The sequence below is a fragment of the Enterobacter sp. MGH 24 genome (assembly GCF_000493015.1).
GTDB lineage: Bacteria > Pseudomonadota > Gammaproteobacteria > Enterobacterales > Enterobacteriaceae > Enterobacter.
In genome coordinates this window covers 180,088-196,003 of the sequence record NZ_KI535657.1, presented here as the reverse complement: position 1 = coordinate 196,003, position 15,916 = coordinate 180,088, and the positions used below count along the sequence as shown (strand labels likewise).

The following is a 15,916-nucleotide window of genomic DNA, read 5'->3' as shown; positions in this document are numbered from 1 at the left end:
GTGTATGGACAAAACAGCAGCGCTCGCCAGCGATATCCTGCAGGGGATCGGTGGGGAAAAGAATATTCAGCGTCTTGAAAACTGCATGACGCGCGTGCGCGTCGAGGTGCATAGCGAGGACCAGCTTGACGTACCGCGTCTGAAGCAGCTTTCCGGCGTCAGCGGCTACGTTAAACAGGGGCAGCAGCATCAGCTGATTGTCGGGCCCGGAAAAGCGGCGCAGGTTGTTGATGCCATGCGCGCGCTGATGGGCGTCAGCGCGAGCGTGTCGATTGACGATGCGGAACGCACCAAAGTGCAGGCAAAGGCCAAATACAAGGCCCCCATGAGCGACGCGCTGCGTCAGTTGGCGAACGTCTTTATTCCCCTGATCCCGGCGTTTATTGCCTCAGGCCTGATCACCGGGATCATCAACATCCTCAAGCGGCCGGATATTGTAGGGGATTTCGCCACGCAGTATCCGAACCTGCTGGGGATTCTGGGGATCTTCGGCAGCGCTGTTTTCGCCATCATGAACATTCTGGTCGGGGTGAATACCGCGAAGGTGTTCGGCGGATCGCTGGCCATGGGCGGGGTGATGGCGGGCATCTTGTCCAGCCCGCAGCTGGCGCAGATAACGCTCTTTGGCGAGGCGCTCCAGCCCGGGCGCGGTGGGGTAATCGCCGTGCTGCTGGTGGTCATCCTGATGTGCTGGATCGAGAAAAGGCTGCGCGCGGTTCTGCCCGGCTCAATTGAGCTGATCCTCAACCCGCTGCTGACTACGCTCATTACCGGTAGCGTAGCGATTGTGGCCCTGCAGCCGTTAGGCGGGTGGATCTCTGACGCCATTGCTCACGGCGCGTCTCTGGCGATTGACCGCGGCGGCCTGCTGGTGGGAGCGGTTCTGTCTGGCACCTTCCTGCCGCTGGTGCTGACCGGCCTGCATCAGGGGCTGGTGCCGATCCACGTCGAGCTGGTGCAGGCGCACGGCTATAACGCGCTGCTGCCTATCCTGTCGATGGCGGGCGTGGGGCAGGTCGGCGCGGCGATTGCCGTACTGATGAAAACCCGCAACGCGCGTCTGAAAAAAATGATTAAAGGCGCACTCCCGGTCGGGCTGCTCGGCATCGGCGAGCCGCTGATTTTCGGCGTGACGCTGCCGCTGGGTAAACCGTTCCTCGCCGCCTGTCTGGGCGGCGCGGTGGGCGGGGCGCTCATTAGCTACTGGAAAGTCGCTACCGTTATCACCTTTGGGCTTTCCGGTTTACCGCTGGCATTAACCATCGTGACCGGAAAAGTGATGCTCTATCTGTTAGGCTATTTAGTAGCGGTGATCGCCGGGTTCCTGTTTACCTGGCTGTTAGGTTTCAACGACCCAGAGGAGTAAGGTTTGGCAAATCACGGGCGTCGCGTTGTCTTTTTCGACCTGGATGGAACGCTGCATCAGCAGGATATGTTTGGTACGTTTATGCGGTACCTGCTGCGGCGTCAGCCTTTGAATGCGCTGCTCGTGCTGCCGCTTTTACCGGTTATCGGTATCGCGCTGCTGGTGAAAGGCCGTGCGGCGCGATGGCCAATGAGTCTGCTGCTGTGGGGATGTACCTTTGGGCACAGCGAAGCGCGCCTCAAACAGCTCGAAAAGGATTTTGCGCACTGGTTTCGCAGCCACGTCGCCGCCTTTCCGGTGGTGCAGGCGCGCCTGACCGGCTACCTCGACGCGAACGATGCTGACATCTGGCTGATTACCGGCTCACCGCAGACGCTGGTGGAGCAGGTCTACTTTGATACCCCCTGGCTTCCGCGCGTGAATCTTATTGCCACGCAAATCGCCCGCGGCTACGGCGGCTGGGTGCTGACCCTGCGCTGCCTGGGGCATGAAAAAGTGGTTCAGCTGGAGAAACGCATCGGGACGCCGCTGCGCCTGTACAGCGGCTACAGCGACAGCAAGCAGGACAACCCGCTGCTCTATTTTTGCCAGCATCGCTGGCGCGTCACGCCATCAGGTGAACTTCAGCAACTTGAATAGTCTTCTCAAAAACGGGCGTGTATAATGCCGCCCGCTTTTAACTGGAGTATCAACCGTTGTCCAACCCTGAATTCTCACACGAATACTGGATGCGCCATGCGCTGACGCTGGCTCAGCGCGCCTGGGACGAGGGCGAAGTGCCCGTGGGTGCCGTGCTGGTTCATAACAACCAGGTCATTGGCGAAGGGTGGAACCGTCCCATTGGCCGCCACGATCCTACTGCGCATGCCGAAATCATGGCGCTTCGCCAGGGCGGTCTGGTGCTGCAAAACTATCGTCTGCTTGATACCACGCTGTATGTGACGCTGGAGCCGTGCGTGATGTGCTCCGGCGCGATGGTGCACAGCCGGATCGGGACGTTGGTCTTCGGCGCGCGGGATGAAAAAACCGGTGCGGCCGGTTCGCTGATGGACGTGCTGGGTCACCCGGGGATGAACCACCAGGTGAAGACTATCGGTGGGGTGCTTGCACCAGAGTGTTCGGGGCTATTAAGCGATTTCTTTCGAATGCGCCGTCAGCAGAAAAAGCAGCAAAAGGCAGAATTGAAGCTATTGGACGATTAAGCTCGTCCGGCGCTACGACCGGGTAACTTTGAGCCAGCTGTTTGGCCTCTGTCGCCTCTTTCTCTTTCTCCAGCAGATACCCGACCAGGCTAATCTGATATTTACGGATATTTTCCACGTAGGCGTAGGCTTCATGTCCGCGCGCGTAGCCGTATGTCAGCTTGTTATACCATGGCTTCTGGCTCAGCAGCGGCAGGCGCTGCTTAACGTCTGACCAGCTGTCCGGGTTACCTTTCGTTTTGGCCGTCAGCGCTCGCGCATCAAGCATATGCGCGTAGCCCATATTGTAGGCCGCCAGCGCAAACCAGATCCGCTCTTCTTCCGGCACCGTTTCCGGTACTTTGGCCATCATATCCTGCAGATAGCGCGCGCCACCGCTGATGCTCTGTTCGGCATCGGTACGGTCATTCACGCCCAGGCTCAGCGCGGTATTTTTGGTTAGCATCATCAAACCGCGTACGCCCGTGGGCGACGTGGCCTGGGTATCCCAGTGGGATTCCTGATACGAAATAGCCGCCAGCAGCTTCCAGTCAATCTCCTGGGCATATTTTTCGAACAGCGGCTGCAGGTCCGGCAGAACGCTGTCCACCGCGCGCAGGAAGCTGCGGGTGTCAACGTAGTCAAAGTCATCACCGTGCCCGAGGTACTTCTCCTCCAGACGCGCCAGGGTACCGTCTTCATTGATGGTGTTGAAGAAATCGAGCATCGCGGCAGAGAAGGTCTGGTCGTCATCAAGCTGGCTAAACCAGGTCACGGGCTGCTCGTCGGTGACGTCGAGCGCCACGGCGATTTCAGGATGCACCCGCTGGAACAGGCTGATCGCGACTGAATCGGCGATGGTGTAGGGCACTTTCTGGTCTTTTACCTGCTCCAGCAGCTCGGTCGTGCCGAGTTTCGGATCCACCGTCCAGCTCAGGTCGGGATATTTCTTCTCCTTGAGCTCCCGCAGATCGTCAATCACCACGTGGCCGGGCGCAATCGTCAGCTGCCGATCGTTAATCGACGCCAGCGAGCGCGGGCGCAGGCTTCCGACGCGGTAAACCAGCTGCTGCGAAACGGAGTAGTAGGTCGGGCCCGGCTGGTAGTTCTTGCTGCGCTCGCTGTTATACACCAGCCCGGCGGCGAGCATATCGGCATCGTCGTTATCGAGGTCGTCAAAGAGCTGGTTGATATTCTGGCGGACGGTGATTTTAAGCTTCACGCCAAGATAATCGGCGAACTGTTGTGCCAGCTCATAATCCAGACCAATGATTTTGCCGTTGATGTCGCTGTAAATCAGCGGAGAGTTGAGGGTACTGACGCGCAATTCCCCCCGCTCCTGAATGGCGGCGATACGGTTTTCGGCTTTGCCGAACCAGGGGATGGAAGGCCAGAGGGCCACTGCCAGCAGCAACGTTACAATGCCGATGAGCAGATAATTAATCTTTAATTTTTTCAATTAGTTAATTCTCTGCGACGCCGGTTGCCTCAGTCTGCTGTAGCCATGTTAATCATAAGGTTTGCCATTGAATGAGCGGCATTTTGCGTAAACTTGCGCCACTTGGCAACCAATTAGAGAGACAGGTCACATCTATTGTTAAATCTCTTCGCCAATTTTATTTCGACGCAAACGGTTTCGTCGGCGCTCAGGATTCTCTATAATGACGCCCGTTTTCCCCCCTTGCGCACACTGTAAGCGCCCCGGCGCTTCGAAGACGAGAGACTTATGATGGAAATTCTGCGTGGTTCGCCTGCACTGTCTGCCTTCCGTATCACTAAACTGCTGGCACGTTTTCAGGCGGCCGACCTTCCGGTAAGCAATATTTACGCTGAGTATGTCCATTTTGCTGACCTGAATGCCCCCCTGAATGCAGAGGAGCGCGTACAGCTGGAACGCCTGCTCAAGTATGGCCCAAGCCTGAGCAGCCATACGCCAACCGGCAAACTGATCCTTGCGACGCCTCGTCCGGGCACCATCTCCCCCTGGTCTTCCAAAGCCACCGACATCGCCCACAACTGTGGCCTGAACCAGATTAACCGTCTGGAACGCGGCGTGGCGTACTACGTGGAAGCTTCTACCCTGAGCGAAGCACAGTGGCAGGCGGTTGCGGCTGAACTGCACGATCGCATGATGGAGAGCGTATTTGCCTCTCTCGATGACGCGCAGAAGCTTTTTTCTCACCATCAGCCTGCGCCGGTACAGAGCGTAGACCTGCTGGGGCAGGGCCGTCAGGCGCTGATTGACGCCAACCTGCGTCTCGGCCTGGCGCTGGCAGAAGATGAAATCGACTACCTGCAGGATGCGTTTGTTAAGCTCAACCGTAACCCGAACGACATCGAGCTCTACATGTTCGCGCAGGCTAACTCTGAGCACTGCCGCCACAAGATTTTCAACGCCGACTGGATTATTGACGGCGAACAGCAGCCGAAGTCGCTGTTCAAAATGATCAAAAACACCATGGAGCAAACCCCTGACCACGTGCTGTCAGCCTATAAAGACAACGCCGCGGTAATGGAAGGTTCCGAGGTGGGCCGCTTCTTCGCCGATCGCGAAGCAGGGCGCTATGACTTCCATCAGGAGCCCGCGCATATTCTGATGAAAGTGGAAACCCACAACCACCCGACGGCGATCTCCCCGTGGCCGGGTGCGGCGACCGGCTCCGGCGGTGAAATCCGTGACGAAGGTGCGACCGGTCGTGGCGCTAAACCTAAAGCGGGTCTGGTCGGTTTCTCCGTCTCTAACCTGCGTATCCCGGGCTTTGAACAGCCATGGGAAGAAGATTTCGGCAAGCCAGAGCGCATTGTAACCGCCCTGGATATCATGACCGAAGGCCCGCTGGGCGGCGCTGCGTTTAACAACGAGTTTGGCCGTCCGGCGCTTAACGGTTACTTCCGTACCTATGAAGAGAAAGTGGACAGCCACAACGGCGAAGAGCTGCGCGGCTACCACAAACCGATCATGCTGGCGGGCGGGATCGGCAACATCCGTGCCGATCACGTGCAGAAAGGCGAGATCGTCGTCGGCGCGAAGCTGATCGTGCTCGGCGGCCCGGCGATGAACATCGGTCTGGGCGGCGGCGCGGCCTCTTCTATGGCTTCCGGCCAGTCTGACGCGGATCTCGACTTCGCCTCCGTGCAGCGTGACAACCCTGAGATGGAGCGTCGCTGCCAGGAAGTGATCGACCGCTGCTGGCAGCTGGGCGATGCCAACCCGATCCTCTTCATCCACGACGTGGGCGCGGGCGGCCTGTCCAACGCCATGCCGGAGCTGGTGAGCGACGGCGGCCGCGGCGGGCGTTTCAACCTGCGCGATATCCTGAGCGATGAGCCGGGCATGAGCCCGCTGGAAATCTGGTGTAATGAATCCCAGGAGCGCTACGTGCTGGCGGTTGCTGCGGATCAGCTGCCGCTGTTTGACGAGCTGTGCCGCCGCGAGCGCGCGCCGTATGCCGTCATCGGTGAAGCGACCGAAGAGCAGCACCTTTCCTTAAGCGACACCCACTTTGATAACCAGCCGATCGATCTGCCGCTGGACGTGCTGCTGGGTAAAACGCCGAAGATGACCCGCGACGTAACGACCCGTAAAGCGGCGGGCAAAGCGCTGGATCGTCAGGGCATCACCGTGGCAGAAGCGGTCAACCGCGTGCTGCACCTGCCTGCTGTGGCAGAGAAAACCTTCCTGGTGACCATCGGCGACCGCACCGTGACCGGTATGGTATCGCGCGATCAGATGGTCGGTCCGTGGCAGATCCCTGTCGCTAACTGCGCCGTGACCACCGCGAGCCTCGACAGCTACTACGGCGAAGCGATGGCTCTCGGCGAACGCACCCCGGTGGCGCTGCTGGACTTCGCTGCCTCTGCCCGTCTGGCGGTCGGTGAAGCGCTGACCAACATCGCCGCGACGCAGATTGGCGACATTAAACGCATCAAGCTTTCCGCAAACTGGATGGCCGCTGCCGGCCACCCTGGCGAAGATGCTGGCCTGTATGAAGCCGTGAAAGCGGTGGGCGAGGAGCTCTGTCCTGCCCTCGGCCTGACCATTCCGGTGGGTAAAGACTCTATGTCGATGAAAACCCGCTGGCAGGAAGGCAGCGAGCAGCGCGAGATGACCTCTCCGCTGTCGCTGGTGATCACCGCGTTTGCCCGCGTGGAAGACGTGCGTCATACCATCACGCCGCAGCTTGCGACCGAAGACAACGCCCTGCTGCTGATTGACCTGGGTAAAGGCCACAACGCGCTGGGTGCCACCGCGCTGGCGCAGGTTTACCGTCAGCTCGGCGACAAGCCAGCCGACGTGCGCGACGTAGCGCAGTTGAAAGGTTTCTACGATGCCATCCAGGCGCTGGTTGCGCAGCGTAAGTTGCTGGCCTACCACGACCGTTCCGACGGCGGCCTGCTGGTGACGCTGGCAGAGATGGCCTTCACCGGCCACTGCGGCGTGGAAGCAAATATTGCCACGCTTGGCGATGACCGTCTGGCGGCACTGTTTAACGAAGAGCTGGGTGCCGTGATTCAGGTGCGCGCGGCGGATCGCGACGCGGTTGAAGCGATTCTGGCGAAGCATGGTCTCGCAGACTGCGTGCACTATCTGGGTAAAGCCGTTCAGGGCGACCGCTTCGTCATTGAAGCAGACGGTCACGCCGTGTTCAGCGAAAGCCGCACCACGCTGCGCATGTGGTGGGCGGAAACCACCTGGCAGATGCAGCGCCTGCGTGATAACCCGGAATGTGCCGATCAGGAGCATAACGCGAAGGCCAATGACCAGGATCCAGGCCTGAACGTGAAGCTCTCCTTCGACATCAACGACGACATCGCTGCGCCGTACATTGCGACCGGCGCGCGTCCGAAAGTGGCGGTGCTGCGCGAGCAGGGCGTTAACTCCCACGTAGAGATGGCGGCTGCCTTCCACCGCGCGGGCTTTGACGCTATCGACGTTCACATGAGCGATCTGCTGGCGGGCCGTACCGGTCTGGAAGATTTCCAGGCGCTGGTGGCGTGCGGCGGCTTCTCCTACGGCGACGTGCTGGGCGCGGGCGAAGGCTGGGCGAAGTCCATCCTGTTCAACAGCCGCGTGCGTGACGAGTTCGAAACCTTCTTCCACCGTCCGCAGACCCTGGCGCTGGGCGTGTGTAACGGCTGCCAGATGATGTCTAATCTGCGCGAGCTGATCCCGGGCAGCGAAGCCTGGCCGCGCTTTGTGCGTAACCAGTCCGACCGCTTCGAAGCGCGCTTCAGCCTGGTCGAAGTGACCCAAAGCCCGTCTCTGCTGCTGCAGGGGATGGTGGGTTCACAGATGCCAATCGCCGTTTCCCACGGTGAAGGTCAGGTAGAAGTGCGTGATGCTGCGCATCTGGCTCAGCTGGAGAGCAAAGGCCTGGTGGCGCTGCGCTTTGTCGATAACTTCGGCAAGGTGACAGAAACCTATCCGGCTAACCCGAACGGCTCGGCCAACGGTATTACGGCAGTGACCAGCGAAAGCGGTCGCGCGACCATCATGATGCCGCACCCGGAACGCGTGTTCCGTACCGTGAGCAACTCCTGGCACCCGGAAAACTGGGGCGAGGACAGCCCGTGGATGCGTATCTTCCGCAACGCGCGTAAGCAGCTGGGTTAAGTTTTAGCACCCTAACTCTTGTAGGCCCGGTAAGCGTTAGCGCCACCGGGCTTTTTTATGCGTGTCGCAAAATTGCGACAATCCCGCCTCGCGGCTGTCTCCAAAAGGTGACACTTAACGTGTTGATCTATATAGGTAGAAAAATCGTGGTCTAAAGGTGTAGTTAAATAGCGACACTTAGCCTGGAAATCATTCTGCCAGCAAGTAATAGGTTGAATATATAAAACCTTTTTAATTCATTATGTTAATTTATTGTTTTGCATTCTGGCACGGCTGTTGCATAATATTAACCAGTGGCTCATTCACCTTCTTATGTCAGCCCCTTCGGGACGCGCTACATAAACTTCGAATGACGCACAAAAAGGTGCCTGCCGTCCAACTACTGATCATAGCGATGCTTTATCAGGCCAGGGCGAAACGTCGAGTTAGGCACCGCCTCATTCCATGACAAAGCCGGGTTTTTACCCGGCTTTGTTGTATCTGAAGGGCAGACTCAGTTACGCTCTGCGTAAACCCCATTAAGAGAGTAATGCGTTGAAACGCTGGCCCGTTTTTCCCCGCTCCCTGCGACAGCTCGTCATGATGGCCTTCCTGCTGATCCTGCTGCCGCTGCTGATCCTTGCCTGGCAGGCGTGGCAAAGTCTGAACGCGCTGAGCGCGCAGGCGGCTTTGACCAACCGTACGACGCTCATCGACGCCAGACGAAGTGAAGCGATGACCAACGCCGCGCTGGAGATGGAGCGTAGCTATCGTCAGTATTGCGTGCTTGACGATCGGACGCTGGAAAAGGTTTATCAGAGTCAGCGTAAACGCTACAGCGAAATGCTGGATGCTCACGCGGGGGTATTGCCTGATGACAAGCTGTATCAGGCGTTACGTCAGGATTTGAACGATCTTGCGCAGCTGCAGTGCCACAATAGTGGCCCGGATGCCGCCGCCGCCGCGCGCCTTGAGGCTTTTGCCAGCGCCAACACCGAGATGGTGCAGTCAACGCGCGCGGTGATTTTCTCTCGCGGTCAGCAGCTCCAGCAGGAGATTGCCGAGCGCGGCCAGTTCTTCGGCTGGCAGGCGCTGGTGCTGTTCCTGGTCAGCCTCGGGCTGGTACTGCTCTTTACCCGCATGATCATCGGCCCGGTGAAGGGCATTCAGCGTATGATCAATCGCCTGGGGGAGGGGAAATCGCTCGGGGATACGGTCTCCTTTAAAGGTCCACGCGAGCTACGATCCGTCGGCCAGCGCATTATCTGGCTGTCCGAGCGCCTGGCGTGGCTCGAATCCCAGCGCCATCAGTTCCTGCGCCATATCTCTCATGAGCTTAAAACGCCGCTGGCCAGCATGCGTGAAGGTACGGAGCTGCTGGCGGACGAGGTGGCTGGGGCCCTTACGCCAGAACAGAAAGAAATTGTCGAGATCCTGGATAACAGCAGCCGCAATCTGCAAAAGCTGATTGAGCAGCTGCTGGATTACAACCGCAAGCTGGCTGACGGGGCGGTCGTACTGGAAAACGTTGAGATTGAGCCGCTGGTAGATATGGTGATCTCCGCCCATAGCTTGCCAGCAAGAGCTAAAATGATGCATACCGGCGTCGAGCTGAATGCGCCTGCGTGCCTGGCTGAACCCATGCTGCTGATGAGCGTTCTGGATAATCTTTACTCCAATGCGGTGCACTATGGTACTGAATCCGGTAACATTTATATCCGAAGTAACACGAATGGTTCACGGGTGTTTATTGACGTCGCAAACACCGGTACCCCGATCCCCGATGACGAAAAAATCATGATCTTCGAACCCTTCTTCCAGGGAAGTCATCAGCGGAAAGGCGCGGTTAAAGGAAGCGGGCTGGGCTTGAGCATCGCCCGAGACTGCATACGACGCATGCAGGGTGAGCTAAACATTGTCGCGGACGAACGTTCAGATGTTTGCTTTCGTATTGAACTGCCCCTGAGCCGGAAAAATCAATAAATGAATCTATGTCTGGTGAGTATGTCACACGTCTTTCTCCGCGCCGTACGCGCGGTGTTTTCCAGCAACACGTTTCGCCTGAGCCTGCCCTGTTTATTTCTGGCTGGGTGTGTATCCCATGCGCCACAAAGTGCAATAAGCGATAAACAAGCAGATAAATGGCCCGATAACCAGCTGGCAGATTTTCTCTCAACCCGCTGTGACGACATCTGGAACCTGTCAGGGCATGACGTCGAAAGCAACCCGCTGTTCTGGCTGCGTGGAATAGATTGCGCCCAGCGTCTGGCGCCGGTAGACGCCCGCTCGAAGGCGGCGATGCTGGATGACGACACCTGGCAGGACGCGTTCAAGCGTGGGATTTTACTCGCAGATGCGAAAATCACCCCCGTTGAACGCCGCGTCAATGTGACCCGACTGGACACGTTTGTGGTCAATCTTCCCGTGCAGGTACGCCCGGTATACCAGCTCTGGCGCGACGGGCAGACATTACAGCTTCAGCTGTCTGAAGAGCGCTCCCGCTACAGCAAGCTGCAACAGTCAACCGACAGCGAGCTTGATACCCTGCGTCAACAGCAACAGCATTTACGTACCGAGCTGGATACCACGACGCGGAAGCTGGAGAACCTGACCGATATCGAAAGACAGCTCTCGTCGCGTAAATATCAGCCGGGGAGTTCATCCGCGGCACCGGACAGCGATACGCCGAAACAAGAGGATGTGAAGCATGACGAGCCGTAAACCTGCCCATCTCTTACTGGTGGATGACGATCCCGGGCTGTTAAAGCTGCTGGGGATGCGTCTGGTGAGTGAAGGCTACAGCGTCGTGACCGCTGAAAGCGGGCTGGAGGGGCTGAAGATCCTCAGCCGCGAGAAAATCGATCTGGTGATAAGCGACCTGCGGATGGACGAAATGGATGGCCTGCAGCTGTTTGCGGAGATCCAGAAGCAACAGCCGGGTATGCCCGTGATTATCCTGACGGCGCACGGGTCGATCCCGGATGCGGTTGCCGCAACCCAGCAGGGGGTATTCAGCTTCCTGACCAAGCCGGTGGACAAAGACGCGTTGTATAAGGCTATCGACAGCGCGCTGGAACATGCCGCCCCGGCGGGGGATGAAGCGTGGCGGGAGTCCATCGTCACCCGCAGTCCCATTATGCTGCGTCTGCTTGAACAGGCCCGGATGGTGGCGCAGTCCGACGTCAGCGTGCTCATCAACGGCCAGAGCGGAACCGGGAAAGAGATCCTGGCGCAGGCGATCCATAACGCCAGCCCGCGCAGTAAAAACGCCTTTATCGCCATTAACTGCGGTGCGCTTCCGGAACAGCTGCTTGAATCTGAACTGTTTGGTCACGCCCGCGGCGCATTCACCGGCGCGGTGAGCAGCCGGGAAGGGCTGTTCCAGGCTGCGGAAGGCGGCACCCTGTTCCTGGACGAGATTGGCGATATGCCCGCGCCGCTACAGGTCAAACTGCTGCGCGTGCTGCAGGAGCGAAAAGTCCGCCCGCTGGGCAGCAACCGCGATATTGATATTAACGTGCGTATTATTTCGGCAACGCACCGCGACCTGCCAAAAGTGATGGCCCGCAACGAGTTTCGCGAAGATCTCTACTACCGTCTGAACGTGGTGAACCTGAAGATCCCGGCGCTGGCGGAACGTGCGGAAGACATTCCGCTGCTGGCGAACCACCTTTTGCGCCAGGCGGCCGATCGTCATAAACCGTTCGTGCGCGCGTTTTCCACCGACGCGATGAAGCGGCTGATGGCCGCAGGCTGGCCGGGTAACGTGCGTCAGCTGGTGAACGTGATTGAGCAGTGCGTGGCGCTGACCTCTTCACCGGTTATAAGCGATGCGCTGGTGGAGCAGGCGCTGGAAGGGGAAAACACGGCCCTGCCGACGTTTGCCGAAGCGCGGAATCAATTCGAGCTGAACTATCTGCGCAAGCTATTGCAGATCACCAAAGGCAATGTGACCCACGCGGCGCGCATGGCCGGACGCAACCGTACCGAGTTCTATAAGCTGCTGTCGCGCCATGAGCTTGAAGCGAACGATTTTAAAGAGTAGTACCGCAAAATTTGCCTGAATATGATACTGTGAGCAATCGATTACGAGGCAGCTTACAGGCAAGAGTTTAAGGACCCACCATGAAAAAGATTGATGCGATTATTAAACCTTTCAAACTGGATGATGTGCGTGAAGCGCTGGCGGAAGTCGGCATCACCGGGATGACCGTGACGGAAGTGAAAGGTTTTGGTCGTCAGAAGGGCCACACCGAGCTTTACCGTGGCGCAGAGTACATGGTCGACTTTCTGCCGAAAGTAAAAATTGAAATCGTGGTCAGCGACGATATCGTCGATACGTGCGTGGATACCATTATCCGCACCGCGCAGACGGGCAAAATCGGCGACGGTAAAATCTTCGTCTTCGACGTGGCGCGCGTGATTCGTATCCGTACCGGCGAAGAAGATGACGCCGCGATTTAATTAGATTTCGCAGCCGCCATCCGGCGAAAAAAAGCCCCTCGTTCGAGGGGCTTTTTCATTACAGCACCTTATGCGGCCCGAAACATTCGTAATGAATGTTGTCTTTGTTCACACCCAGCGCCACCAGCTGCTGCGCGGCATACTGCATAAACGCCACCGGACCACAGACGTAGAACTGCATGTCCGGCGCGCTAAACGCTCCTTCCATCTGGCTTAAATTCATCAGACCTTCGCTGTCAAACCGTGCGGCTGCGCGGTCTGCGTCCGTCGGCAGGCGATACCAGGTATGCGCGGTGAAGCGCGGCAGGGACGCCCCGAGCGTTTTCACTTCATCCGCAAAGGCGTGCACGTCACCGTTTTCCGCAGCGTGGAACCAGTTGACCTGCGCATCGTGGTTTGCTTTCGCCAGGGTATCGAGCATCGCCAGCATTGGCGTTTGGCCGACGCCCGCAGAGATCAGCGTAACCGGGATATTCGCTTCTACGGCCATGAAGAAATCGCCCGCCGGCGCGGCCAGATGGACCACGTCGCCCACGTTGGCTTCGTTGTGTAGCCAGTTGGAAACCTGACCGCCGTCCTCACGCTTCACCGCAATGCGATAGCCTTTGCCGTTTGGCTTGCGGGTAAGAGAATACTGGCGGATCTCCTGGTGCGGGAAACCTTCAGGTTTCAGCCACACGCCCAGATACTGGCCCGGCTGGTAATCGGCAACCGGCTGTCCGTCCACTGGCTCGAATTCAAAGCTGGTAATCAGCGCGCTGCGCGGCGTTTTCTCAACGATGCGGAAGGTGCGCGTGCCTTCCCAGCCGCCGTTCTTGCTGGCGTTTTCGCTGTAGATCTGGGCTTCACGGGTGATAAACACGTTTGCCAGCACGCCGTAGGCTTTACCCCACGCGTCCAGCACCTCCTGGCCCGGGCTGAACATCTCGTCCAGCGTTGCCAGCAGGTGGCCACCCACAATGTTGTACTGCTCGGGTTGGATCTGGAAGCTGGTATGTTTCTGAGCGATTTTTTCCACCGCGGGCAGCAGTGCAGCCAGGTTTTCAATATTGCTGGCGTAGGCCGCGATGGCGTTGAACAGCGCTTCACGCTGATCGCCGTTACGCTGGTTGCTCATGTTGAAAATTTCTTTGAGCTCCGGGTTGTGCGTGAACATGCGATCGTAGAAATGGGCGGTGAGTTTAGGGCCGGTTTGCACCAGCAGGGGAATGGTGGCTTTAACGGTAGCGATGGTTTGAGCGTCGAGCATGAGCGCATCCTTCTGATGTGACTTTAATAATGTATTTTAAATGCATCTTATAAAAAATACCCATGCGTTGTAAATGGTTCTTTGCAAGATGAAAAATATGCATCACAAACCTGAAAAGAAATCCGCTGGAAATGGCGAGAGCTTTATTCCTCAAACCCTTGCGTGGCGCGTAGGAAAACGTTTGCGTAAAATCGTTTGTCAAGACCTGTTATCACAGAACTAATCAGTTATACTGTTGCCCGTCGTCCAACAGGACTGCCTTTTCAGGCCAAAATTTACTTGTTAGCTGAGTCAGGAGATGCGGATGTTAAAGCGTGAAATGAACATTGCCGATTATGATGCCGAACTGTGGCAGGCTATGGAGCAGGAAAAAGTACGTCAGGAAGAGCACATCGAACTGATCGCCTCCGAAAACTACACCAGCCCGCGCGTGATGCAGGCGCAGGGTTCTCAGCTGACCAACAAATATGCTGAAGGTTATCCGGGCAAACGCTACTACGGCGGTTGCGAGTACGTTGATATCGTTGAGCAGCTGGCTATCGACCGTGCGAAAGAACTCTTTGGCGCTGACTACGCAAACGTGCAGCCGCACTCTGGCTCTCAGGCTAACTTCGCGGTCTACACCGCGCTGCTGCAGCCGGGCGATACCGTTCTGGGTATGAACCTGGCGCAGGGCGGCCACCTGACTCACGGCTCCCCGGTTAACTTCTCCGGCAAACTGTATAACATCATCCCTTACGGTATTGATGAGTCCGGCAAAATTGACTACGAAGATATGGCGAAGCAGGCTAAAGAGCACAAACCGAAGATGATCATCGGCGGCTTCTCGGCTTACTCCGGCGTGGTTGACTGGGCAAAAATGCGTGAAATCGCGGACAGCATCGGTGCTTACCTGTTCGTCGACATGGCGCACGTTGCGGGCCTGATTGCCGCTGGCGTTTACCCGAACCCGGTGCCACACGCTCACGTTGTGACCACCACCACCCACAAAACCCTGGCGGGTCCACGCGGTGGCCTGATCCTGGCGAAAGGCGGTGACGAAGAGCTGTACAAAAAACTGAACTCCGCGGTGTTCCCAAGCGCGCAGGGCGGCCCGCTGATGCACGTTATCGCGGCAAAAGCGGTCGCGCTGAAAGAAGCGATGGAGCCAGAGTTCAAGGTTTATCAGCAGCAGGTTGCTAAGAACGCCAAAGCGATGGTGGAAGTGTTCCTGAACCGTGGCTACAAAGTGGTATCCGGCGGTACTGAAAACCACCTGTTCCTGCTGGATCTGGTTGATAAGAACCTGACCGGTAAAGAAGCTGACGCTGCCCTGGGCCGCGCCAACATCACCGTGAACAAAAACAGCGTGCCAAACGATCCGAAGAGCCCGTTCGTGACCTCCGGTATCCGTATCGGTTCTCCGGCCGTGACGCGCCGCGGTTTCAAAGAAGCGGAAGTGAAAGAGCTGGCTGGCTGGATGTGTGACGTTCTGGACAACATCAATGACGAAGCGGTAATCGAGCGCGTCAAAGGTAAAGTTCTGGATATCTGCGCACGCTTCCCGGTATACGCATAATTCCTCTGCTTTGCAGAAATAAAAAAGGCCGCGCTTGCGGCCTTTTTTTATGGCTTAACGCCGGTCAAGGGAAATCGCGCCCGGACCAACAATGGCCAGCAAAATAAAGGCGCCAGCAATACTGATATTCTTGTAGAAGTTAATCATATTCGGTACGACCGCATCACCTGTCATATCCCAGTAGTGGTGTCCAATCACCGCCGTTCCGAGGGTATAGAAAACAAACAGTACCGCGAGAGGACGGGTGAAAAAGCCCAGGACGATCAGGATGGCGGCAGGCACTTCCATCACCACCGCAATGATGGCCGCCAGCATGGGCATCGGCGTGCCCAGCGACGTCATATATTGTACGGTGCCGCTAAACCCCGTCAGTTTTGGATAACCAAAGATAATAAACAGCACGACAAGCGCGATGCGGCCAATCAGCAGCAGCAGGTGACGTGACTGACCGAAATCGAAATAACGTAGTGAGTTCATGGCAGAAAAACCTCTGCAAGTGGAGTAA

At 57.5% G+C, this 15,916-nt stretch carries 12 protein-coding genes; 9 read left to right on the top strand and 3 right to left on the bottom strand.

Features of this window, described 5'->3' with window-relative positions; genetic code table 11:
* Window positions 1-4 precede the first annotated feature (4 nt).
* From L370_RS20845 to tadA, 3 genes are read left to right on the top strand one after another with little or no spacing between them, the layout of a single operon-like run.
* Entirely contained in the window at window positions 5-1,366 is a 1,362-nt protein-coding gene (locus tag L370_RS20845) for a PTS transporter subunit EIIC (protein ID WP_023333054.1), read from the top strand.
* 3 nt (window positions 1,367-1,369) lie between these two features.
* Window positions 1,370-2,005 (top strand): phosphatidylglycerophosphatase C, encoded by a 636-nt coding sequence (gene yfhb, locus L370_RS20850; protein ID WP_023333053.1) that lies wholly within the window; start codon window positions 1,370-1,372, stop codon window positions 2,003-2,005.
* Window positions 2,006-2,061: 56 nt separating this feature from the next.
* Window positions 2,062-2,568 carry a tRNA adenosine(34) deaminase TadA gene (tadA, locus tag L370_RS20855; RefSeq protein ID WP_023333052.1) on the top strand — a complete coding sequence of 169 codons (507 nt, stop codon included), beginning with the start codon at window positions 2,062-2,064 and terminating at the stop codon, window positions 2,566-2,568.
* On the opposite strand, the gene mltF is transcribed toward tadA, so the two are convergent.
* A complete protein-coding gene (mltF, locus tag L370_RS20860; protein ID WP_023333051.1) occupies window positions 2,456-4,006 on the bottom strand; it encodes a membrane-bound lytic murein transglycosylase MltF in 1,551 nt (516 codons plus the stop codon). The genes tadA and mltF overlap by 113 nt on opposite strands.
* Before the next feature lie 267 nt (window positions 4,007-4,273).
* On the opposite strand from mltF, the gene purL reads away from it, so the two are divergent.
* The 5 genes from purL to glnB all read left to right on the top strand — a co-directional run bounded on the left by purL (window position 4,274) and on the right by glnB (window position 12,604).
* Entirely contained in the window at window positions 4,274-8,161 is a 3,888-nt protein-coding gene (gene purL / locus L370_RS20865; protein ID WP_023333050.1) for a phosphoribosylformylglycinamidine synthase, read from the top strand.
* A gap of 534 nt (window positions 8,162-8,695) precedes the next feature.
* Window positions 8,696-10,123 (top strand): two component system sensor histidine kinase QseE/GlrK, encoded by a 1,428-nt coding sequence (gene qseE, locus L370_RS20870; RefSeq protein ID WP_032640218.1) that lies wholly within the window; start codon window positions 8,696-8,698, stop codon window positions 10,121-10,123.
* Complete coding sequence (gene qseG, locus L370_RS20875; RefSeq protein ID WP_023333048.1) at window positions 10,124-10,861, top strand: two-component system QseEF-associated lipoprotein QseG; 738 nt, start codon at window positions 10,124-10,126, stop codon at window positions 10,859-10,861.
* Window positions 10,848-12,185, top strand: a complete 1,338-nt coding sequence (glrR, locus tag L370_RS20880; protein ID WP_023308835.1) for a two-component system response regulator GlrR — start codon at window positions 10,848-10,850, stop codon at window positions 12,183-12,185. The genes qseG and glrR overlap by 14 nt, the downstream gene beginning before the upstream one ends.
* An 80-nt stretch (window positions 12,186-12,265) precedes the next feature.
* Complete coding sequence (gene glnB, locus L370_RS20885) at window positions 12,266-12,604, top strand: nitrogen regulatory protein P-II (RefSeq protein ID WP_003860685.1); 339 nt, start codon at window positions 12,266-12,268, stop codon at window positions 12,602-12,604.
* A 58-nt stretch (window positions 12,605-12,662) separates the two neighbouring features.
* Here glnB and hmpA read toward each other — a convergent pair whose 3' ends face one another.
* Window positions 12,663-13,853: an NO-inducible flavohemoprotein gene (hmpA, locus tag L370_RS20890; RefSeq protein WP_023333047.1), complete on the bottom strand. Its 1,191-nt coding sequence runs from the start codon at window positions 13,851-13,853 to the stop codon at window positions 12,663-12,665.
* A 304-nt stretch (window positions 13,854-14,157) separates the two neighbouring features.
* On the opposite strand from hmpA, the gene glyA reads away from it, so the two are divergent.
* Window positions 14,158-15,411, top strand: coding sequence for a serine hydroxymethyltransferase (glyA, locus tag L370_RS20895; RefSeq protein ID WP_003835277.1), 1,254 nt, complete (start codon window positions 14,158-14,160; stop codon window positions 15,409-15,411).
* Between the two features lie 54 nt (window positions 15,412-15,465).
* Here glyA and L370_RS20900 read toward each other — a convergent pair whose 3' ends face one another.
* Window positions 15,466-15,888: a DoxX family protein gene (locus tag L370_RS20900; protein WP_023333046.1), complete on the bottom strand. Its 423-nt coding sequence runs from the start codon at window positions 15,886-15,888 to the stop codon at window positions 15,466-15,468.
* Window positions 15,889-15,916 lie beyond the last annotated feature (28 nt).

Excerpts from the sequence above, each read along its gene's own strand:
- L370_RS20845 (WP_023333054.1), top strand. The coding sequence starts at position 5 with ATGGACAAAACAGCAGCGCTCGCCAGCGATATCCTGCAGGGGATCGGT.
- purL (WP_023333050.1), top strand. The coding sequence starts at position 4,274 with ATGATGGAAATTCTGCGTGGTTCGCCTGCACTGTCTGCCTTCCGTATC.
- qseG (WP_023333048.1), top strand. The coding sequence starts at position 10,124 with ATGAATCTATGTCTGGTGAGTATGTCACACGTCTTTCTCCGCGCCGTA.
- glrR (WP_023308835.1), top strand. The coding sequence starts at position 10,848 with ATGACGAGCCGTAAACCTGCCCATCTCTTACTGGTGGATGACGATCCC.
- glnB (WP_003860685.1), top strand. The coding sequence starts at position 12,266 with ATGAAAAAGATTGATGCGATTATTAAACCTTTCAAACTGGATGATGTG.
- hmpA (WP_023333047.1), bottom strand. The coding sequence starts at position 13,853 with ATGCTCGACGCTCAAACCATCGCTACCGTTAAAGCCACCATTCCCCTG.
- glyA (WP_003835277.1), top strand. The coding sequence starts at position 14,158 with ATGTTAAAGCGTGAAATGAACATTGCCGATTATGATGCCGAACTGTGG.
- L370_RS20900 (WP_023333046.1), bottom strand. The coding sequence starts at position 15,888 with ATGAACTCACTACGTTATTTCGATTTCGGTCAGTCACGTCACCTGCTG.